The following is a 21,924-nucleotide window of genomic DNA, read 5'->3' as shown; positions in this document are numbered from 1 at the left end:
ATAGCATTACTTAAGACCTCGAGGGGGGTAGGCGCTTGCGCTAGACACATTCAAGCAGAATTTTATACTTGCTTATCTTTCAAAAAAGGTGATTCGGATAAATCCGAATCACCTTTACTATCATTCATATTATCGTCTTCTATTTCTATTACGTAAGAAAGTCGGTATGTCTAAAGTATCCTCTTCTTGTTTTACTTGTTGTGGTTGAGGAATATGTTGCTCTGTAGTTTTTGCTTTTTCAGGCTTCGCTTCTCTCGTTACGCTCTGCTTACCAGTTTGAAGAATTTTCTTTGACTGTGTTTGTGCCTGTCCTAACTGAGATTCATCAAATCCTGTTGCAATAACGGTTACTACTATCTCATCCTTTAATTCTTCATTTATAACCGAACCAAAGATTACGTTAACCTCTTGATCTGCTGCAGAAGTTACAATAGCAGCTGCTTCTTGGACTTCATAAAGGCTTAAATTATTACCACCAGTTATATTCATTAACACTCCATGAGCTCCATCTATAGAAGTTTCTAGTAATGGAGAAGAAATAGCTTTCTTAGCAGCCTCTTGAGCACGGTTCTCCCCAGTAGCGATTCCAATTCCCATTAATGCTGATCCTTTATCTGACATAATCGTTTTAACGTCGGCAAAGTCCACATTAATTAAACCTGGTGTAGCAATTAAATCAGAGATACCTTGGACACCTTGACGAAGAACATTATCTGCTTCACGAAATGCTTCCAACATTGGTGTATTTTTATCAATAATTTCTAATAAACGATCATTCGGTATAACAATTAAAGTGTCTACACTATTTTTTAGGCCTTCGATACCAGAGACTGCCTGTGTCGCTCGTTTTCTTCCTTCAAAAGTAAACGGTCTAGTAACAACACCTACTGTAAGTGCACCTAATTCTTTAGCGACAGAAGCAATAACAGGTGCAGCACCAGTTCCAGTACCGCCACCCATACCAGCAGTAACAAATACCATATCAGAGCCTTTCAAAACTTCTTCTATTTGTTCCTTGCTTTCCTCAGCAGCTTTTCGACCTACTTCTGGATTCGCTCCCGCTCCTAAACCTCTCGTTAATTTCGTACCAATTTGCATCTTTACTTCTGCTTTTGATAAGTTTAATGCTTGAGCATCTGTGTTTACAGCAATAAATTCGACTCCTTGCACACCATGCTCAATCATTCGATTTACTGCGTTATTTCCACCACCACCGACACCGACTACTTTTATCGTTGCCAGCTGGTCCATATTCGTATCAAAGTCTAACATCCGATTTCCTCCTAATTTGATAGATTCAAAGTCTGATAGGTTGCATTTGACGAGGTTATATTCCTAATCAAAAAAGTACTTAAAGAAATTAGCTAATTTAGGGTCCTTTTTCTCTTTCTTAGTAGCTGTTTTAACTGCCTTTTTCTGTTTAGGTACTTTCACCTTTTCAACCGGCCTGGATTCACTATCCATGATTGTAACAGCTTCTGAGAATTCTTTCCCTAGTATTTTCGCATTCTTATAAGCAAATTTCAAGGTACCTACACCAGCAGTAAACTGTGGGTCTCTTACACCTATGTAATCGGGTATCGCAATTCGGATATTGGTTTGATAGATGTCCTGTGCAAGATCAATTGCTCCTGGTAGGCTCATCGTACCTCCGGTCAATACAATACCACCTGGAACTTCTTCAAATCCCATTTTCTGAATTTCTCTAGCAGCATAAATGAAAATCTCTTCTAATCGAGCTTCAATTATTTCTGCAAGATCCAGTTGGGAATATGTTTGATTTTGGTTACTTCCTATAATATTCACGTCAAATGTTTCATCAACATTAGCGTCAGGATAAAAAGCATAGCCATGTTTTACTTTAACATCTTCTGCTTCATCGGATGTTGTTTTTAAGCCAATGGATAAATCTTTCGTCACATTGTTTCCACCTAGTGGAATGACACTCGTACCAATAAGCTCATCGTCTTCAAAGATAGATATAGAGGTACTTCCTCCTCCTATATCAAGTAGGGCAACCCCGAGATTTTTTTCATCATTGGATAGTGCTACTTCACCAGTCCCGAGAGTTTGAAGGCAAATATCCATCACATCTAGTCCTGCTTTTTCTACACATTTTAATATATTGTGTAACATTGTCTTGGAACAAGTAATGATGCTACCTTCCATTTCCAAACGAACACCTATCATTCCCCGTGGGTCTCGGATACCATCAAGCCCATCTACTATAAATTGTTTCGGAATAACATCGACAATTTCACGTTCAGGAGGTATAGACATTACTTGTGCCGCATCCATCACTCGCGCGATATCTTCTCCATCAATTTCCTTCGTTTCATTAGATACAGCTACTACACCATGACAATTTTGGAGCTGTACATGACTTCCATCGATGCCGACAATTACACGATCAATATGTATATCTACCATTCGCTCCGCTTGCTCAACAGCAGTTCGAATAGAATGTACGGTTTCATCAATATCTACAATAGCGCCTTTTTTCATTCCTAATGACTTAGCAGTACCAACACCTATGATATTAAGGGTTTCGCCTAATACTTCCCCGATAATTACTTTAACTTTTGAAGTTCCTATATCTAAACTTACTAGAATTTCACTGTTATCCATGAGGCACCTCCTCTTTTCCTGCATAACTTATATTTACTCTGTTTCTTAATGATACTTCTCATTATAATAAAAATTGTTGAATATTGCATGAATTACTCTAAATTTATACGAAAAACGTGAAGTTTACAAGCATCTTGTGATACTTGCTTAAAAAGTTGTACTTTTTTTTCTTCTATTAGCATATTTATCTAGTAATAGTCTTCGAATAATAGCTAAATTTTGGAATAAACGAACTCCGAATGCGAAAATTGCTGCTAAATACAAATCAATACCTAGCTGGACACCTAAGAAGGCAAGAAAAGCTGCTAGTGATACATTAAAGAAAAAACCACTTAGAAAGATTCTGTGACTATATGTATTCTCTAATTGCGCTCTCAGTCCGCCAAACAACGTATCCAAAGCAGCGAGAACAGCAATAGACAAATAATTAGAATATTGATCAGGGATGGTAATATTTGTGAGTAGTCCCAATATAACTCCTACGATTAAAAATAAAATCGGAAACCACATGTTTACTGCTCACCATCCTTTATATCTGCTAGGTCTACCCCATCCATTTGAATCGAATGTGGGTAAGGGGCAACCGTTACTTCATTTTGAATATCGATAGTTAGTGAAACTCTCTCGAGTGCAAAATACGTATTTATCTCACTAAGCATTAAGTGATTGTGTAGCTTTTCATGATCAAGAGCAAGTACGTTAATGGATAGTGGCAAATCAGGTAATGGATCATTATTCACATAAACTCGTCCGTTAACATTCCTTATTGGTGAAAAGTTCGTAAGACGTTGTTCTCCAATTGCAATATCTGTTGCACCATAATTATTTAAATCATTTATCAAGTATTGCAAAAGTTCTGCATTTAGTTCTGGATAAGATACCGATTCTTCTTCATTATCAACGAATACAGGTTCCAAAGTAATAATGATTCCTGGTCCCTTTTTTTCTGTTAAGCCAGCTTTTATCTCTAACAGTTCTATTGACTCTTTTAAAGAGTTTATTTGTTCCTGTTCTGATTGTTCCACATATTGTAAGAGTAGGCGCTCGTTTTCCTCGATTTCTTTATACAGTTGCTGTTGTTTCTGCTGTTCCTCAATTAAAGACATTCTAATTTCCCATAAATCGCGATTATCAGCAGCTTGTTCTTGCTGGTTCGAATTATATAATATAGAAATCATCAATCCAACCAAGAGGCATACAGCACTTACTACCCATATTTCATTCCATTTTTTATTTTTCATTACAATGAATCCTTTTCACGCATCATAATATTAGACGATAAATCTAGTTTAACATCTATATTATCTTGCACAAGATATTCAATAACACCATTTCTCATTTGGATACTTGTATCTAACGTATTCTGATCACCAATAGCAGATATTACAAATGGTGCCGGATAAACATTACCCTCTACGGATATAACGGGTCCAATACACGTAATATGACTATCGTGGTAAATACGCTGCCCATTAATGGCAATTGCTTTAGCTCCTGCACTAAATAATTCGTTAATTAATAGATGGATATGCCTGTCATGGACAACATATTGATTCGCATGATCCTCTTCACTCATATCGTACGTAGTATCAGATAAAGTTATTTGGATGCCTTCCCCTTCAATTGGCAGCTCACCAGTAAATTTTTGTAATGTGTTTTTCCGGTTAACTAAATCTTTTAACTCGTCTGTATCGTTCGCAATTTCTTGTTCTAGATTTTGGACATTTTCTTGTAATTCTACTAGTTCACTACGTAGTTGTTTATTCTTCTCTTGCACATCAATTAATTGATCCCGATAATACAAATCCTGCTCTACGTTACTCTCGTTCAGTTGGATAAGCTCTCCTGATCTGTTGGCATGCTGTATACTTACCGTCAACAAAAATCCTATTAATAGAAAAACGAATGCATAAACAACTTGTCTACCCCTCATCGGATTGCTCCTTTTTAGGTTTCTGCTTTGGTGTGAATACCGCCCCACTATTATCAATCTTTAGTATTCCTTTATTTGTATCTAATTGATTTACAATGGAAGGATATTGACTCAAATTATTAGAAAGACCATTCAATGATGTTAACAATTCAAACCCGTCGGTCATATACATTCTAATTTGATAAGGGTAAACTTCTTGAGGAACCCAATATATTTCAGAAATAAGATCTGAAATAAACGTTGGCATTTCCGACAATTGATTTGCAAGTTCATTTAACGTGTCATTATCTTCCACGCCGTATATAAAAGGTAAATCGGAAAATTGATTTCGTTCTGAAACATGATCTAACACATTCCCGTTTTCTAGTAAAGGTTTTAATTCCTCTTCTATTTGTACGTATCCTACATGCGCCCATTCCTCAATATTAATAACAAGTATATGGGGAAAGCTTCTCCGCACGTTTACAGATTGAATCGTAGGAAGAGTAGCAAGTTGTTGTTCAATTTCCTTCGTAGAAATTTCCCAAAAGTTTTCAGTTCCTTCTAGTTGCGCTACTTCTTTTACTTCTTGCTCCTCCACCCAGTTATTCCCTGTAATCTTTATCTCCTGGACTGTACTAAGTGGAGATTGTAAGTAGACAACAATAAATATAAGAAGGAAAAAGATTGTGAGGTAAATAATTAGTTTTCGGTTCGCTCTTTTTCTTCGTTCCTGTTTAAGTTTAGGAATACGATCTTCAAGTGAAACTATTTTTCGTTCCGCCATTTGGTAACTTCCTTCATTTTCCGATATTATGAAATGTTTTGAACTGCGTCCATTATATCATAGAGTGGCGGTTGTGATAACTATCAAACTGACGAAGTTTGCTGGCGATATTTACTAATATTCAAAAGAATGCCCACAGAACATAGTGTAATAGTTAAAGAAGAGCCACCGTAGCTGAAAAAAGGTAGCGTAATTCCCGTTACAGGAATGAGTCCGATTACGACGCTAATATTTATCATGATTTGGATCGTTAGCATCCCAACAATACCGACTGCTAAAAGTTTTGCAGATAAATCTGGTGCATAAATAGCTGTTAGCATACCTCTCCATACAAATATGAAAAAAAGACCTAATATGATCATTGATCCAATAAATCCTAATTCCTCTGCAACAATTGCAAAAATAAAGTCATTATGCGGTTCTGGTAGGTAAAAGTATTTTTGTAGACTATTCCCAAATCCTACACCTAATAGTCCTCCTGGTCCGATTGCGTATAACGACTGAATAATTTGGAAACCATTACCTAATGGGTCTTGCCAAGGATCTAGAAATGCTGTTATTCGATTGATTCGGTATGGAGCTGAAGCAATCAATAAAACAAATCCGATTATTCCTGTCAGCCCTAAAAGTAAGAAATGTTTAATTTGAGCACCAGCTGTAAACAACAGAAGAAAGCAAGTTAGCACGAATACCATACCAGTCCCTAAATCAGGTTGAAGCATAATTAATCCAAAAAGTAAAAATATTATTGCTAAAGGTGGGAGAAATCCTTGTTTGAATTGTTGAATCTTATTCTGGTGTTTGACTAAAAATCCAGTTAAAAATAAAATCATTGCTAATTTAATAAACTCTGCTGGTTGGATACTAAATGCTCCGACTCCAATCCAACTTCTAGCACCACCTCTAACAAGTCCTACACCAGGTATTAAAACGGCAATCAACAAAACTACACATACGATAAAAATAATGTTTCGATAGCTAAGCCATTTATAATATGGAATATTCGCAATAAATAACATTAGAACAACTCCTACACCTGCAAATAGAAGCTGTCTTTTTACAAAATAAAAGCTATCGTTAAATTTATATTCTGCCCATATAGACGAGGCACTAAATACCATCAATGTCCCGATGGATAAGATAATAATAATAGAAAAAAACAATATCCAATCAATCTGATTTCCTTTTTTAGGTTGTGCCACAAGCAAAGCCCCCAAATCATGTAATTTAGGGGCTTTATTCTATCAATTTATTTAAGTTTCCTATGAGACAAGCCCCTACTATAGCTTATGCACGGCATCAATAAACATGTCTCCTCGCTCTTCAAAAGTTTTATATTGATCCCAACTAGCACAGGCAGGCGAAAGCAAAATGACATCATCCTTGTTTGATATAGCATAAGCTTGCTTTACCGCTTGGTCCATATTAGTAGCATGATAGATATGGGGTATGTTTTCTTTTTTCGCCAATTCTTTTAATTTATCGGCCGTTTCACCAAATACGATCATTCCCTTAACATTACTCATCGAACTGACTAAATCCTCAAAGCCGTTGCCTCGATCGAGACCGCCAGCAAGTAAAATCGTCGGTTTATTAAATGCAGAAAGAGCTTTTTTAGTAGCTAATAAATTTGTAGCTTTCGAGTCGTTATAAAAGCTTCTACCTGATACACTCTTAACGTATTGTAATCGGTGTTTGACACCTGTAAATGTCGTTAAAACATTCACAATCGCCTCATTACTTGCACCACTAAGTTTTGCAGCTCCGACAGCTGCAAGTATATTCTCGATATTATGTTCTCCTACTAGAGAAATAGATTCTAAATCAATAATTTTTTCGTTTTTAAAGTAAATAGCTGTCTCTGTACTATAAATCCCGTCCGGTAATTCCTTTTTACGGCTAAACGGAATCTTCGTTGAGTTTGCATGAGCAACCATTTGTGTAACTCTTGTATCATCCGCATTATAAATAAGGTAATCATTTTTATCCTGGTTTATAAAAATATTCGATTTCGCCTTCTGGTAATTATCTAATGTGTGATGATAATCTAAATGTGCTTCAAATATGTTTAGCACAATAGCAATTTTCGGTTTTAGTTTTTCTACACCTTGAAGCTGAAATGACGATAGTTCTGCTACCATCCCCTCTTCCGCTTCCATATCTCTCGCAACTTCTGAAGCTACATGACCAATATTACCTGCTAAATGGTAAGTAATCGTACTACTTTTCAACATTTCGTATGTTAGCATTGTAGAAGTTGTTTTCCCGTTAGACCCAGTTATTGCTATAAGAGGTTGAACTTCAAAGTAATATAGCAATTCAATTTCCGTGAGGATGGGTATATTTTGTTTCATTGCTTCTTGTAGAAGTTCATTCTCATAAGGTATTCCTGGGTTTTTGATAATAACGTCTACACCCGATAAAAGCTCTAGAGGATGACTACCAACAACTACGTCTGCTCCCAAGCTCTTTAGTGCTAGAACATTGGGATCCATTTCTGTTCCATTTTTATCATTGGCTAGGACGCGGATGCCATTATCTAAAAGTAAGCGCGACACCGCGGTACCGCTTTTAGCTAGGCCTAGCACAAGACAGCTTTTATATGGAAAATGTTGAAGGTTTCTCATGTAGTCATCACCTCAATATATATACCAAGAATGGCAAACAAAAAGCCAACTGCCCAAAAAGTCGTTACCACTTTCCATTCTGACCAGCCTTTAAGCTCATAATGATGATGCAATGGACTCATTAAAAATACACGCTTACCTGTTGTCTTAAAGGAAATAACTTGTATAATAACGGACAAGGTTTCAATAACGAAAATTCCACCAATGATAACTAAGAGGATTTCCATTTTTAGTAGAATTGCTACTCCTGCAATTACTCCTCCTAGAGCTAATGAACCAGTATCCCCCATAAACACTTTAGCCGGATGTGCATTGAACACGAGGAATCCTAATAATGCACCTACAGCAGCTAGACAAAAGAGTGTAATAACTAAATTAGAATTACTATACCAAGATAGGATAGCAAATGCTCCAAAGGCTATAGCTGCAGTACCAGCTAACAACCCATCTAACCCATCGGTAAGATTCACAGCATTAGAGCTTCCTACAAGCATAAAGATTATAAAAATGGCATAGAACCACCCTAAATCAAAAGAAATATCTGTGCCTGGTATGGAAATGGCCGTTGAAAACGATTGGTTTCTTAAAACTAAATAAAAAATAATTGAGATAATAATCTGGCCTAAAAGTTTTTGTTTCGATGTGAGACCGAGGTTTCGCTTCATTACAACTTTAATAAAATCATCTAAAAAGCCTAAAAGTCCGAACCCTAATAAAACAAGAAGTAGCAGGCCTATTTCATAACCTATTCCTTGTTGAACTTTCATAATAACGATAAGGGAGGTAATGCTAATACTCGCAATAATCATTACTCCCCCCATCGTTGGTGTACCTGATTTCTTTTGATGTGATTTTGGTCCTTCCTCCCGTATGCTCTGCCCAAACTTTAATCTTCTTAAAAATGGAATGAGAATCGGGGAGAGTAAAACCGTCACAAGAAATGCAATTGCTATCGTTACAAAAAAGGTGTAAACGTTCAAGGTCTTTCTCTCCAATCTTCGTACTGCTTCATTTACTAGTACTTTTCTAAGTATTTTGCTGCTATTTTTGCATCATCGAAATCAATAGTCTGATTTCCAAGTATTTGGTAGGTTTCATGTCCTTTACCAGCAATTAAAACAATATCGTTTGCAGTAGCGTTCTTAATAGCATCTCGGATAGCTGATTCACGATCCTCTATTACCTTAAAATTACTGTAAGCAAGATCTGTTGTCATATCGTTTAAAATTTGAGCAGGATCCTCAGATCGTGGATTATCCGAAGTAAATATAGCTAAATCCGCTAATTCACATGCAGCCTGTGCCATTAAAGGTCTTTTTGTACGATCACGGTCACCTCCGCAGCCAACAACCACATGAATTTTTCCATTACAAAACTGCTTAATCGTTTTTAACACGTTTTTAAGTGAATCGGGTGTATGTGCATAATCTACAATGACGCCTATTTCTTTCGTATTGGCAATTGGCTGAAAACGCCCCTTAACGCTATCCATTTTTTCTAGTGCTCTTTGTATACTTTCCAATGGTATCCCACACGCATAAGTGCAAGTAGCTGCTGCCAACATATTATATACGCTAAATTCACCCATTAAATGACTGTTAATTGATATATTCCCTTCTGGTGTTTGCATATCAAACGAAACACCAGTCGAACCATACTGAATATTATATGCTTGGAAAGTAGATGGAGTATGAATTCCATAAGTTAGAATTGGTTGGGCACTCACACGTTTTAAAAAGTCACTATTTTTATCATCATTATTAATAATTGCGAATTTAGGACGGTTCGTATTATACGTATTTCCTAATTGAGAGAATAATAATGATTTCGCTACTAAATAGTTATCCATTGTTCCGTGAAAGTCCAAATGATCTTGGCTAAGATTTGTAAATACTGCTATATCAAAGTCACTTCCATGTACCCTTCCTAAATCTAATGCATGAGAGGACACTTCCATTGTTACAGTTTCTGCTCCAGCATCGTTCATCTTGTTAAAACTCTTTTGCAAAAACAATGCATCTGGAGTAGTATTTTTCACCGGATAAGAAGTCTCATTGATTTTCATTTCAATCGTTCCAATTAGACCTGTTTTCTGTCCGGTTTTTCTCAATATTTCATTAATATAATGGGATACAGAAGTTTTTCCGTTTGTTCCGGTAACTCCAATAAGTCGAAAACGTTGGGATGGATGAGCATAGAAGTTATTTGCTAATAAAGGTAATGCTCGTTTGGTATCGGGAACTAGGATGATTGGTACATCTTGTATCGATAATTTTTTTTCTGAAATAATTGCTACCGCTCCATTTTTGACTGCCGTTTCCACGTAATCGTGTCCATCTACTGTATAACCCTCTATACAGATAAATAGTGAGCCTGCAATAATTTCCCGACTATCTATTTCAACAGAAGTTATCTCTGAATCTATATCTTTGTTTATTATCTTGTATTCAGGAAGTACTTCTATTAACTGCTGCAAATTCATTCCATCACCTTTTTCCATTTGATATCCAACAAGTCATATTCTCTATTATATCAGAAACAGATTGACTTATCGTTCAAACTTTATCACTATTTTTCACCTAATACAACCCTTATTTTACTCCCCTGCTCTACTTTTTCTCCTGCTGCAGGCGCTTGATCAAGAATGACATTTCCATCCCCGACTGTATCAATTTGAAAGTTGAAATAATAAGATTGTAATTCTTTTGTTTCTAATCCGATTAAATCCGGAATTTCTACAAGCGGTTCTTCCGGCCACTGATAATCTTTCTCTATCCCATCCTCTTGTTTAGGGACATCTAATGCTCTCAAACTATCACTTATAATCGTTCCAACAATTGGAGCTGCAACCACACCTCCAAATTGTACAACGCCCTTTGGATTATCTACCGCTACATAAACAACGATTTCTGGATCATTAGCCGGTGCAAAGCCGATAAAAGAAACAATATGGTTATTTTCCATATAGCCACCATCAGGACCCACCTTCTGTGCTGTTCCAGTTTTACCGCCTAAACGATAGCCTTCAACAAAAGCACTTCTACCAGTACCTAGTGCTACAACATGTTCTAATGCATCTCTAATCTGTTCAGAGGTATTTTGAGAGATGACTCTTCTCTTCATCTCTGGCTCTTTTTCCGCAACTAATTCTCCTGTAGTTGGATCGATAAACCCTTCAGCTACATATGGTTCATATAAATAGCCTCCATTGATAGCAGCAGAAACAGCCATTACTTGTTGTATTGGTGTCACAGAGACACCTTGACCAAATGATGTAGTACCTAGCTCAATAGGACCAACATTCTCCAAGTTAAATAAAATTCCGTTCGCTTCTCCTTGAAGGTCAATTCCAGTTTTCGTACCAAAACCAAATTTTTCGATATAAGAGAATAGCTGTTCTTTGCCTAATCGCTGCCCTAACTCAACAAAACCAGGGTTACATGAATTCTGTACTACTTCTAAGAAAGTCTGGTGGCCATGTCCCCCACTTTTCCAGCAATGAAGGTGTGTTCCTCCGACTTCCACAGAACCATGATCATGAAAGTCATCTTCTAGTAAATCTACTTTCCCTTCTTCTAAAGCTGCAGCTAAAGTAATAATTTTAAAAGTAGAACCTGGTTCATAGGTGCTCCATATTGGTAAATTTCTATTGTACACTTCAGCCGAAATTTCTTGATAGTTTGCTGGATCGAAGTTCGGTCTTGAAGCCATACCTAATATACTTCCATTTTTAGGATTTACAGCAATCGCTATTGCTCCATCAGGATTATATTTGTTTTCTGCAATATCTAATTCCCGCTCAATAATCGTTTGTATTTTATTGTCTACCGTAAGTTTCAAATCATAGCCATCAACAGGCTCTTTGTATTTATCAGCCTTATGAGGCATTCTACGTCCTTTAGCATCACTATAAAAAGACAAACTTCCTGGGGTTCCACTTAGCTGTTCTTCATAAAATAGTTCTAATCCAGTTAGTCCTTGATTGTCAATCCCGCTAAAACCTAATACATGCGATAAATAATCCCCTTTTGGATAATGCCGAATGGAGTCCTCTGCCACATAAACGCCAGAGAGCGCTAATTCTTGAATAGCACGGGCCTTTTCCTCAGAAATCTTTCTTCCTTCGGGATGTAAACGAACAATTCGTTCATTTTTTGTTATTTCTTCTAGCGCTCGATCATAATCCATAGATAAGGTTTCTGCAAGTTGTTTAGCAGTATTCTCTGGATCCTCAATTTGCCTTGGTACAATCATCACCGTAGGAGCCGAAACATTTTCTGCTAACACTTCCCCATTTCGGTCAACGATTTTACCTCTTTCTGGTTCGAATACAATATCTCTGCTCCATAATTCCTCAGCTTGTCCAACTAAAAAAGGTGACAAAACAAACTGTACGTAACCTAATCGAACTAGTAAAATAATGAAAAACAAAAACACAAATGTAAAGATAACGACTATTCTTCTCTGAACCATTATATTGGCAATTCTCTTCATATCTCTGCCCCTTCTGCAAGAAATACTTTATGTCCAATATATGTTTGTCCTAATAAGAATAGAACGTTGTACCAAGGATTCCATTCACTATTCCGTTTGTTCTTCTAGTTCATCTTTATTGACTTTTTTAGTATCATTAGTTGGTTCCTGAAGCTCAGCCATCAAGTAACTTCCACTTTGAATTGATGTTCCAGGCTCAATACTTTGCTTGTGAATAAAGCCTGATCCAATCCACTCAATATCTAATTCGATTAAATCCTTTAACGTAAGTAAATCCTTTAGAGACCAACCTATTATATTAGGCATTGTTGGCTCATTAGTAACGATTAATACTTTTTGAGCAGTTGTAATTTTTTCACCGGGTTTTACATTCACATCTACGACACGTTCACCGTCTCCGATAACGATAGGATTTATATTCATTTCTTTAAATGCTTCCACCACATTGTTTGTAGATTTGTCTTTCCAATCAGGGACAGTTTTTAAGTTTTCTACTTTTACTTCTTCTTTATCTGGTTCGATATTTAAATATTTCAAACTATTCTCCATAACATTTTTAAAGATAAAAGAGGTCGTCACATTACCAGGCTCATATGTCTCTTCATCGAGATCTGGTTGTTGAACGGATATATACATAATTAACTGTGGATCCTCCGCAGGTGCCATCCCAATAAAAGAATAAATATAATTTCCCCAACCTGTTTTATATCCTCTTGTTTCTGGGTTAGGTATTTGAGCTGTTGCAGTCTTACCTGCTACAGTATAGTCATTTAATCCAAACACTTTTCCAGTTCCCGCCTCTGAAGTTATAACACTTTCCATAATATCTAAAACTTGATCCGCTGATTCCTTTGTAATAGGCTGTCCAACTACTTCTCTACTCTTTTCTTCAATTACCTCTCCAGTCTCTGAATCAACTATCTTCTTGATCAAATAGGGTTTGACCATTTCTCCACCATTAGCAATAGCGGAAGATCCTTTAACGATTTGAATAGGTGTCGTAATGGTTCCTTGACCAAACGAAGTAGTAATCTGTTCGATAGGATTATCAAATAAGATTCGACCTGGTACTTCTCCTGGAAGGTCAATACCTGTTTCTTTATCTAGATCAAACGCTTGTAAGTATTCTAAAAATTTATCCGATCCAAGCTTTTCATAAGCAAGTTTCGCCACTGCCACGTTGGAAGATCTTTGGAAACCTTCTAGATACGTTATACTTCCCCAACCTCTACCACCGTTATGGTCACTAATTGGCTTTATTTTAGGCCCAGCTTTGTATGATCCTGATTTGAAATATTCGTCACCCCGCCAGACACCTTCATTAACAGCTGCAGCTAAGGTAAATATTTTAAACGTTGATCCTTGTTCGACAGGGTTGGAGATCACATCATTAAACCAATTCTCTACATCCCCAAAGTTATTAGGATCATAACTTGGACGATTACTCATGGCCAAAACCTCGCCAGTTTTTGCATGCATGACAACGGCAGACATTTTCGTAGGTTCATATTCTTCTTCTATAACAGATAAAGAGTCTTCTAACAATGTTTGAACCTTCTGATCTATTGTTAAATATACTTGTTCCCCATCGTCTGCTTGATTTAATACTTCATTAGGATTTAATAGTTTGAAATTATACTTATCTCGCTGATAGGATATGCTTCCATCTTGACCAGTTAAGTATTCATCCATATAATTTTCCATTCCATTAATTCCTACAATTTTACCCTCATCGTTTTTTTGTGCTAAACCTATTGTTCGTGAAGCAAATGTTCCATTCGGATAAAAACGAACCGGTTCTTCTTCAAAATAGATGCCTGGAATTTCTAATGCTTCAATCTCTTCCTTTTGAGTCTGGGTTAATTCTTTACCATAATTACTAAATTCGACTTGGAATCGCTCTTCTTCTTTCCCTTCTACCATCCTTCGTTTCATTTCACTAGGCTCCATCCCGATAATAGGTGCTATCTTATCCGCCGCCTCATCTATATCGACAATATGTCTAGGTTTCTCGGGATTAATTGTTTGTCCTTCATCTAATACTGCATAAAGACGATATACTATTTTATCTTCTGCCAGTGGCATCCCATTACGATCAAAAATCGTTCCTCTTTTAGCAGGGATTGTATAATAATTCGTTCGCTTTTCTTCGGCTAACTCTGTGAGGGATACCCCTTGAACTTCTCCTGTTACTTGTATGTACAAAACACGTCCAAATACAATAAGAAAGCCAATTGCGAATAGTATCATCCAAACAATTGGCATCCATTTTGTCGTTTTTGTTTTCATTGGCTCACCCTATTCCGTAACCTTACTAGCTTCTTTAACTTGTGTATTTTGAACCTTTAATCCGTGCTTTTTAGCATTTTCGATAATACGAGAAGGCTGACTAAGTTCTTTTTGTTTATATACAAGGTTTTGGTTCGTTGTCATTTGTTGATCGATTTGTGTATTCACTGTCTGGATAGAGCGATTCATCGAATCTAAAGAAAAACTATATGTAACAATATAACACATAGCAGAAATAAAAATAGCGGAAAATAATGTATACATTATCTTTTCTCCACGTGTTACCCACGCTTTTTTAACTTTTACTTTTCTATGTACAACTTTTCTTGTCTGCTCTTTTACTGGAGTTTGATACGATTCAAAATTTCTTGCGTGTTGACTACTCATCTCTGTCACCTTCCTTATCCTTCATTTTTTTCAACGATTCGTAATTTTGCTGATCGTGATCTTCTATTTTGCTCTAATTCTTCGTCAGTAGGAAGAATTGGTTTTCTAGTTATTAAGCGGAAATCGGCTTGCTGTTCTTTCGGTAATACTGGAATATTCCGGGGTATAGATGGTGGAGTGCTCCACTGTTTAAACGTTTGTTTACATATTCTATCTTCCAATGAATGAAAAGTTATGACCGCAATACGTCCTGTTGGTTTTAGTAGCTTTCCAGCTTGTTCAATCGCTTCTTCAAATGCTGTTAGTTCATCATTGACTGCAATTCGAATTGCTTGAAATATTCTTTTTGCAGGGTGACCTCCCGTGCGTCTTGCCGCAGCTGGAATTGCCTCTTTAATAACTTCTACAAGTTCTAATGTTGTCTCAATTGCCTTCGTTTCTCTTGTAGATTCAATTTTTCGAGCGATTTGCTTTGAAAACTTTTCTTCACCGTATTTAAAAAATATAGAGACTAACTTTTCATACGGCCATTCATTTACTATTTGATACGCGGTCAAATCAGAACTTTGGTCCATCCTCATATCTAGAGAAGCATCTTGATGATAACTAAACCCTCTATCACCCTCGTCCAGTTGTGGGGAGGATACCCCTAAATCAAACAAAACACCGTCTACCTTAGTTACATCTCTCTTATGTAATTGTTCGGTTATATTTCTAAAATTACTTTTTATAAATTCTACGTTAGCTTTATAGTTCATTAATCGCTCTTTTGCAGCGATAAGCGCTTCATCGTCCTGATCAAATGCATATAGTCTACCTTTATCACTCAACTTAGATAGGATGGAAGCAGAATGACCGCCACCACCTAGTGTGCAATCGACATAAATACCGTCTGGTTTAATATCTAATCCTATAACGGCTTCTTTCTTTAATACTGTATAATGTTCAAACATCTATGCTCATCCTCTTATTGGATTGGTTAAAAATCGAAATCAATCATGTTTTCAGCGATTTCTGCAAATGAATCCTCTGACTCTTCAACAAACGAATTCCAATTATCTGCTGCCCAAAACTCTACTCGATTGGATACACCAATAACAGAGCATTCTTTTTCAATGTCTGCGTATTTTCTAAGTGGTGCTGGTATGTTTATTCTTCCTTGTTTATCGAGTTCACATTCCACGGCTCCTGAAAAGAAAAACCGCGTAAAAGCACGAGCATCTTTTTTTGTTAGTGGGAGTTTCTTTAGTTTTTCCTCTAATAGGTGCCATTCATTCATAGGATAAGCAAATAAACATTGATCAAGACCACGAGTAATAACAAATTGATCGCCAAGGTCTTCTCTAAACTTGGAAGGAACAATTATTCGGCCTTTTGTATCAATGTTATGAGAATATTCACCCATGAACATACCATGCACCCCACTTTCATTATTTATCGTACCACATCCCCCCACTTTCCTCCACTATTTTATTAAAAAAGTATGTATTTTTCTTACAGGTAATATTTTCATCCATTTCATCTTGCTTTTTCTCTTTATAAACAAAAAAATCGTAAGTCTTTAACAGACCTACGATTTTTATTATAATTTGATCACATAATGTAATTGTTTGTACGAATAATCTTCATTGAAGAATGTCCTGAACTTATCTACACCAAATCGGTTAAGAAAGTAAAAAATATTCCATGACCGTTCTTGAAAGCCGTTATTAGGGTAAAGATGTGCATTTAAATAATCAAATTCATTTAACGTTTGGCTATAGTCTCGTTCTTGTTCACGATGAAATTGGTTTCGAAGATTTTCGGTTTGTTGCAGAATATATTCTAGATTTTTTTCAGCATAGTTCTCCATATCTGGACGCCAACTTGCTGCTATATCCTGAAACACTTGATGTTGTTTTTTTATCGATTCCTTAAACTCATCAATCATGAGATCTAGTGGTGGAGCTAGTTGAGCTTTTAACCAATTCATTTTGTATTCATCTACTCCGCTCATTATCGCTTGCTCAATAGGAATACCGTATTTATCAAGATACCTTTCTACTTTCCTTTCTATCCAAGTGAACGAAGTACGCGGTAAAACAGGTGGCATTTTCATATCCAAATGATGAAAAGCTCCTTTAAGTATTCCCCAATATGCTACTTCACTCATCCCTCCATAGAAGGCTAAAGTAGGAAACAACATTTCTTGCATTAATGGACGAGTCACTACGTTATTACTTAATCTCTCAGGGCTCGTTTTCGCTATTTCGATTAGCTCTTCTGTTGAAAGTTCACACTCCTGATTTTTCCCTATCCATTTATCGTCTTTTCTTTTTAACAATATACGTTCACCGTGAAGATGATAAAACAAATGAGCATCATCTTCCTCGACTTCTACAGATACAGAGTAACCTCTTGTACGTAAATTCTCCAGTGTAGTATAAACGGATTGGCTAATAGCAGGTTGTTTCTCTATCATTTGTATAAAAAGGTTGCTTTCTATTTTCCTAACAAGCGAATTCCCGGAATCAATTAAAACAAGTCCTGTCTCCTTGAACAACCAGTGAATAATTTGTGCAAAGAAATCAACTAAATTGTGTGACTGTTCAATCACTCTATCAACCATGTTATATAAATCATACGTATGTTCTGTTTCTTCAAAGTAACGAAACGCTTCATGAACCCATTTTTTTAGTTCTTCTTCTATAATAGTACGTTCAGAAATAGAAAGTTTGTTCCATGTTGAAGATGGATATATATGTTTCGTTAATTCCCCTTCTTTAGGAAGAAATACATGATTGATCTCATCATAATCATGATCTTCACCAGCTATCCAAAACACAGGTATGACTGGAACACCTAGTTCTTTTTCTTGTTGCTTGCTTAACGATATGATGGAAATAATTTTATGTATAGACAGCATTGGACCAGTGAGTAGGCCAGCTTGTTGACCACCAATTACAACTAAACTATTTTTTTGTTCAAGCCGTTCAATATTTTGTAATGTGACATTATCTGCATTCCAGTTTTTATTTAAGGTCATTAACACATCTGTTAATACGTCACGTTCAAACACTAGTTTATCTAAATCCTCTTTTCTCTTTCGAAATACATCCTTAGAGTATGGAGAATAGTCATAAAAATTAAGTATTTGTTCGTTTCCTTGTATGTAATCCTTTATGAAAGGGTTTGTCCATTTTGTAGTCAGTGGTTCAATTACCATCAATAACGTTCTCCTTCTTTATGTCATTCCACTTGTATTGTACATAATCAAAAAAGAAAACGCACATAATTTGTTTATAAAAGATATGATTATCCAGAATATCGAATGATGTATAACAAGAGACCAGCGATTATAGATAATAGATGCGCTACAAAGAAAAATAAGAAGGTTATACGCCAGAAGAAACGAAAGACCGTCGCAAAGACAATATCGGTATATTTTTTCCAACAGATAAACACCGAACTTATGAATAGGAGAAGAAGAATGATGATTCCATAAAGGAAAATATTATGTACGGATAATGTATACCAAATAACACACGTTGAAATGAAATATAGAATTGTCGTATAGTTCACTGCCATTAGAAAAGACTTTTTCTTGTTTATTGCAAGAAAACGACTAATTCGAAAAACAATAAATGTTATAAGTATAGGAAAGGTTCCCATAAATGCTAGAACATAAGCTAGGAATGTGATCATTCTTCTATCCTCACTATCTTCATAAGAATCTAATTACCTATGAAAATAATACGACAGAATTCATAATTTAACAATGCCTGTTATGCAAAAAGGACTAATCACCGACAAATAATGACTTTTATCTCATTTAGTGAGAAACGAACGTTGCTTTAAAGAAAGAACGATTCGCCCATTGTACAACTCTTATATGTTCATTAAGATTTACATTCTAGGTTAATAGGTGATTAGTCTTAATCTATATTTGGAAGGATTATTAGTGAGGAATATATTATTATGCTTGTTCCATTGCTATATTACTCAAGGATTTCTTTTATTTTCTTTATTTTATTTTCATAGTCTGAAACCTTCTCTTTTAAATGAGCATTTTCTTCATAAATTTTCCTAAAGCTCTCAGACTCCCCTACTTGAAGATAGAATCGTTGTAAATCCTCAATTCCTTTCATAATTTCTTCGATGCCAGGATTTGCTCCAACCTGATTGCTTTTCACAAAAGCGCGAGATCTTCTATTTTTCTTAGCCTGTTGAATATCATTTTCATATTGCTTCCTCAATGTAGCATTCCATCGAAAACCGCATGCAGCAGGTGTTCTTGACAACTGCTCACCCGCTTCAGAGAATGCCTGTAATTGGGTCTTCCCTTCTTTAATAAATTGAAGTACAATTTCCCCGAGCAGTTGATCCTCTTCTTGTGTCCATGCGTCTTGACGATTGCTTTGCATGGCCTCACCTCCTAGATTCATTTGCTATCAATCTATGCAATTAATAGAGGAGATAGAATCAGAATTTTAGGAAGTTACATATACTTTGTAGTAATTTCCCCAAAGAGGAGCTTAATCAAGTAGTCGTAATTCAATTTGCTAGTAACCCATTTTATAGAGTAAGGAAAGCTGGTTTTCGTTTTCTAACTAAAAAAACAAGCAACCTTTATTTGGATTGCTTGTTTTTATAATTATTGCTCTACCACTTGTTTTTCACCATAATGTCCACAAGATTTACATACATGGTGAGGTTTAGTAGGTTCACCACAATTCGAACATTCTACTAATCCAGGTACGTGTAGCTTTTTATGTGTACGTCTTTGATCTCTTACTTTTTTAGATGTTTTACGCTTAGGTACTGCCATGCCTTACACCTCCTTTAAAAGAAGCAATAAATTAATTGTCTTCTTTATTCTTCTCGAAAAATTGTTGCAATTTTTCTAGGCGGGGATCTACTTTCTTTTCTTTCTGTTCATCTGTTATCAGTGTCCAACCTTCCCCTTCATCTACCGTATTTGCTTCAAGCTCTTCTTTTTCCGCAAACACACGCATTGGAACGTCCAGTAGTACATTTTCTCTGATAGCAGGGGTTAAGTCAAGAAGTTCTCCCTTTACTAAGTGGATCTCTTCAGATTCTTTAAATTCATCCGTTGTATACGTTTCGTCTACATGTACTTCAAAAGAATAAGGAACATCAATTAATGTTCTCGCACAAGGTAAAATCATTTTACCCGTTACTTGAAGTTGGCAAAAAATCTTGTCCCCATTCATTCTTACTGTACCTACTACATGAACGGGCTCTACCGAACGAATATCATTGTTTAATTCTTTGATCTCACGGATATCTTCCATCTCATCTACACGCAAAGCTTCCCCGTTTAAGTGTCTAAGTTTTTGAAGAGATAGTTTCAATGTTAATTCACCTCAAGGCAACAAGAAATATTTTAAAAGGAAAATCATGATTTGTCAATGTTTTTTCTTTACAGTCGTATCCTAACATTACAGATATATGATATACTACAAAACAAACATCTATTCAAGAATTAACTATTCCTATAATAATGTACCATAATGGAGGTAAACATGAAAGCTTGTGGACTAATTGTCGAATATAATCCTTTCCATAACGGGCACTTACACCATCTCAATCAATCTCGGCTACTATCTAATGCTGAATGTATGATTGCTGTTATGAGTGGTAACTTTCTCCAAAGAGGAGAACCTGCAATCGTAGACAAATGGGCACGATCAAAAATGGCTCTTTCTCAAGGAGTGGACCTCGTTATAGAATTACCCTACCCTTATGCTGTTCAACATAGTGAATATTTTTCTCAAGGTGCTGTCACAATTCTAAATAAATTACACGCTGACTATCTCTGTTTTGGAAGTGAACATGGCGATATCGAAGAATTTATCCGTATGGAAAAATGGATACATTCTAACGAAGAAACATATAAACAGGTATTAAAAAAGCACCTAAACGATGGACTTTCCTATCCAATGGCACATGAAAAAGCTCATAAAGATATTGGACCTAAAGGTGAGACTTTAGATCTTACAAAACCTAATAATATTCTCGGTAGACAATATGTTAGACAAATATTGGAACAAAACACTTCCATGATGCCATTAACTATACCAAGAATACATAATAATTATCATGATAACGAAATTAATGGACCTATTGCGAGTGCAACAAGTATACGTAATGAATTAATACGAAATAATAATTGGAATGACTCCATGAAGGCTAGTGTCCCCTCATCAACGGAACAAATAATGAATGACTATTATGAGGAAACAAAGACATGGCATCTATGGGAACTATATTTTCCGTTACTCATTAATCGAATACTAACTAGTAATAGGAAAGACCTTCAAGCAATTCACGGTATAAAAGAAGGACTTGAAAATCGTATTTATCAAGCGGCAGAGAAGGCAGACAGTTATACAGACTTTATCCAACGAGTTAAAACAAAGCGGTATACATGGACAAGTATCCAACGTATTTTCACTCATATTTTAACTAACACAACAAAAGATGAGATGCTTCAACTTCGCAAGCAAGAACCTGAAGTTCGTATTTTAGGTATGAATCAAACTGGACGTGCTTATCTACATTATCTCAAATCAAAAGAGCTAGAATTCACCCTCTACACAAGTAGTAAATCACCTTATCGTTATCAAGATCATGTGCGAAGAATAAATCATGCTTATTATTCCATTCTCTCAACGAATATACGAAGACAAAAAAGCTTACAAGAATTCCAATCACCTATTATATATACTTAGAGACTGAGCCAGAGTAATTTTCATAATATAAAATCCTAATATTATACTAACGCCTTGTCAAAATAC

21 protein-coding genes are annotated in these 21,924 nt (G+C 36.0%); 1 reads left to right on the top strand and 20 read right to left on the bottom strand.

The window, feature by feature from the left end; genetic code table 11:
• Positions 1–129: 129 nt before the first annotated feature.
• The 20 genes from ftsZ to GGQ92_RS00535 all read right to left on the bottom strand — a co-directional run bounded on the left by ftsZ (position 130) and on the right by GGQ92_RS00535 (position 20,478).
• Positions 130–1,272 (bottom strand): cell division protein FtsZ, encoded by a 1,143-nt coding sequence (gene ftsZ, locus GGQ92_RS00630; protein ID WP_184243499.1) that lies wholly within the window; start codon positions 1,270–1,272, stop codon positions 130–132.
• 63 nt (positions 1,273–1,335) lie between these two features.
• Complete coding sequence (gene ftsA / locus GGQ92_RS00625) at positions 1,336–2,628, bottom strand: cell division protein FtsA (RefSeq protein ID WP_184243497.1); 1,293 nt, start codon at positions 2,626–2,628, stop codon at positions 1,336–1,338.
• A gap of 147 nt (positions 2,629–2,775) precedes the next feature.
• Positions 2,776–3,138: a small basic family protein gene (locus GGQ92_RS00620; protein ID WP_184243495.1), complete on the bottom strand. Its 363-nt coding sequence runs from the start codon at positions 3,136–3,138 to the stop codon at positions 2,776–2,778.
• Between the two features lie 2 nt (positions 3,139–3,140).
• Complete coding sequence (locus GGQ92_RS00615) at positions 3,141–3,869, bottom strand: DUF881 domain-containing protein (RefSeq protein WP_184243493.1); 729 nt, start codon at positions 3,867–3,869, stop codon at positions 3,141–3,143.
• Complete coding sequence (locus GGQ92_RS00610) at positions 3,869–4,561, bottom strand: DUF881 domain-containing protein (RefSeq protein ID WP_184243491.1); 693 nt, start codon at positions 4,559–4,561, stop codon at positions 3,869–3,871. Before GGQ92_RS00610 ends, GGQ92_RS00615 begins: the two co-directional genes overlap by 1 nt.
• Positions 4,551–5,327 (bottom strand): cell division protein FtsQ/DivIB, encoded by a 777-nt coding sequence (locus GGQ92_RS00605; RefSeq protein ID WP_184243489.1) that lies wholly within the window; start codon positions 5,325–5,327, stop codon positions 4,551–4,553. Before GGQ92_RS00605 ends, GGQ92_RS00610 begins: the two co-directional genes overlap by 11 nt.
• 83 nt (positions 5,328–5,410) lie before the next feature.
• Positions 5,411–6,529, bottom strand: a complete 1,119-nt coding sequence (spoVE, locus tag GGQ92_RS00600) for a stage V sporulation protein E (protein WP_184243487.1) — start codon at positions 6,527–6,529, stop codon at positions 5,411–5,413.
• 78 nt (positions 6,530–6,607) lie between these two features.
• Entirely contained in the window at positions 6,608–7,954 is a 1,347-nt protein-coding gene (gene murD / locus GGQ92_RS00595) for a UDP-N-acetylmuramoyl-L-alanine--D-glutamate ligase (protein ID WP_184243485.1), read from the bottom strand.
• Complete coding sequence (mraY, locus tag GGQ92_RS00590; RefSeq protein WP_184243483.1) at positions 7,951–8,934, bottom strand: phospho-N-acetylmuramoyl-pentapeptide-transferase; 984 nt, start codon at positions 8,932–8,934, stop codon at positions 7,951–7,953. The genes murD and mraY overlap by 4 nt, the downstream gene beginning before the upstream one ends.
• Before the next feature lie 35 nt (positions 8,935–8,969).
• Entirely contained in the window at positions 8,970–10,436 is a 1,467-nt protein-coding gene (locus GGQ92_RS00585; RefSeq protein WP_184244739.1) for a UDP-N-acetylmuramoyl-L-alanyl-D-glutamate--2,6-diaminopimelate ligase, read from the bottom strand.
• An 86-nt stretch (positions 10,437–10,522) separates the two neighbouring features.
• Positions 10,523–12,448, bottom strand: a complete 1,926-nt coding sequence (locus GGQ92_RS00580; protein ID WP_184243481.1) for a stage V sporulation protein D — start codon at positions 12,446–12,448, stop codon at positions 10,523–10,525.
• 87 nt (positions 12,449–12,535) lie between these two features.
• Positions 12,536–14,737 carry a penicillin-binding protein gene (locus GGQ92_RS00575; RefSeq protein WP_184243479.1) on the bottom strand — a complete coding sequence of 734 codons (2,202 nt, stop codon included), beginning with the start codon at positions 14,735–14,737 and terminating at the stop codon, positions 12,536–12,538.
• A 9-nt stretch (positions 14,738–14,746) separates the two neighbouring features.
• Positions 14,747–15,124 carry a cell division protein FtsL gene (gene ftsL, locus GGQ92_RS00570; RefSeq protein WP_184243477.1) on the bottom strand — a complete coding sequence of 126 codons (378 nt, stop codon included), beginning with the start codon at positions 15,122–15,124 and terminating at the stop codon, positions 14,747–14,749.
• A 14-nt stretch (positions 15,125–15,138) separates the two neighbouring features.
• Positions 15,139–16,077, bottom strand: coding sequence for a 16S rRNA (cytosine(1402)-N(4))-methyltransferase RsmH (gene rsmH, locus GGQ92_RS00565; protein WP_184243475.1), 939 nt, complete (start codon positions 16,075–16,077; stop codon positions 15,139–15,141).
• Between the two features lie 26 nt (positions 16,078–16,103).
• Positions 16,104–16,535: a division/cell wall cluster transcriptional repressor MraZ gene (gene mraZ, locus GGQ92_RS00560; protein ID WP_184243473.1), complete on the bottom strand. Its 432-nt coding sequence runs from the start codon at positions 16,533–16,535 to the stop codon at positions 16,104–16,106.
• A 171-nt stretch (positions 16,536–16,706) separates the two neighbouring features.
• On the bottom strand, positions 16,707–18,329 hold the full coding sequence (bshC, locus tag GGQ92_RS00555; RefSeq protein ID WP_184243471.1) for a bacillithiol biosynthesis cysteine-adding enzyme BshC: 1,623 nt from the start codon (positions 18,327–18,329) through the stop codon (positions 16,707–16,709).
• 89 nt (positions 18,330–18,418) lie between these two features.
• Positions 18,419–18,808, bottom strand: a complete 390-nt coding sequence (locus GGQ92_RS00550; RefSeq protein ID WP_184243469.1) for a DUF3397 family protein — start codon at positions 18,806–18,808, stop codon at positions 18,419–18,421.
• Positions 18,809–19,101: 293 nt separating this feature from the next.
• Positions 19,102–19,527, bottom strand: a complete 426-nt coding sequence (locus GGQ92_RS00545; protein WP_184243467.1) for an RsfA family transcriptional regulator — start codon at positions 19,525–19,527, stop codon at positions 19,102–19,104.
• Positions 19,528–19,757: 230 nt separating this feature from the next.
• Positions 19,758–19,931: a 50S ribosomal protein L32 gene (gene rpmF / locus GGQ92_RS00540; protein ID WP_184243465.1), complete on the bottom strand. Its 174-nt coding sequence runs from the start codon at positions 19,929–19,931 to the stop codon at positions 19,758–19,760.
• A 31-nt stretch (positions 19,932–19,962) separates the two neighbouring features.
• Entirely contained in the window at positions 19,963–20,478 is a 516-nt protein-coding gene (locus tag GGQ92_RS00535; protein ID WP_184243463.1) for a YceD family protein, read from the bottom strand.
• A gap of 171 nt (positions 20,479–20,649) precedes the next feature.
• Between GGQ92_RS00535 and GGQ92_RS00530 the strand changes: the two genes are divergently transcribed.
• A complete protein-coding gene (locus GGQ92_RS00530) occupies positions 20,650–21,858 on the top strand; it encodes a nucleotidyltransferase (protein ID WP_184243461.1) in 1,209 nt (402 codons plus the stop codon).
• Positions 21,859–21,924 lie beyond the last annotated feature (66 nt).

It is taken from the genome of Gracilibacillus halotolerans (assembly GCF_014206945.1).
GTDB lineage: Bacteria > Bacillota > Bacilli > Bacillales > Amphibacillaceae > Gracilibacillus > Gracilibacillus halotolerans.
The sequence above is the reverse complement of the archived record's forward strand: the minus strand, read 5'-3'. Positions and strand labels throughout refer to the sequence as shown.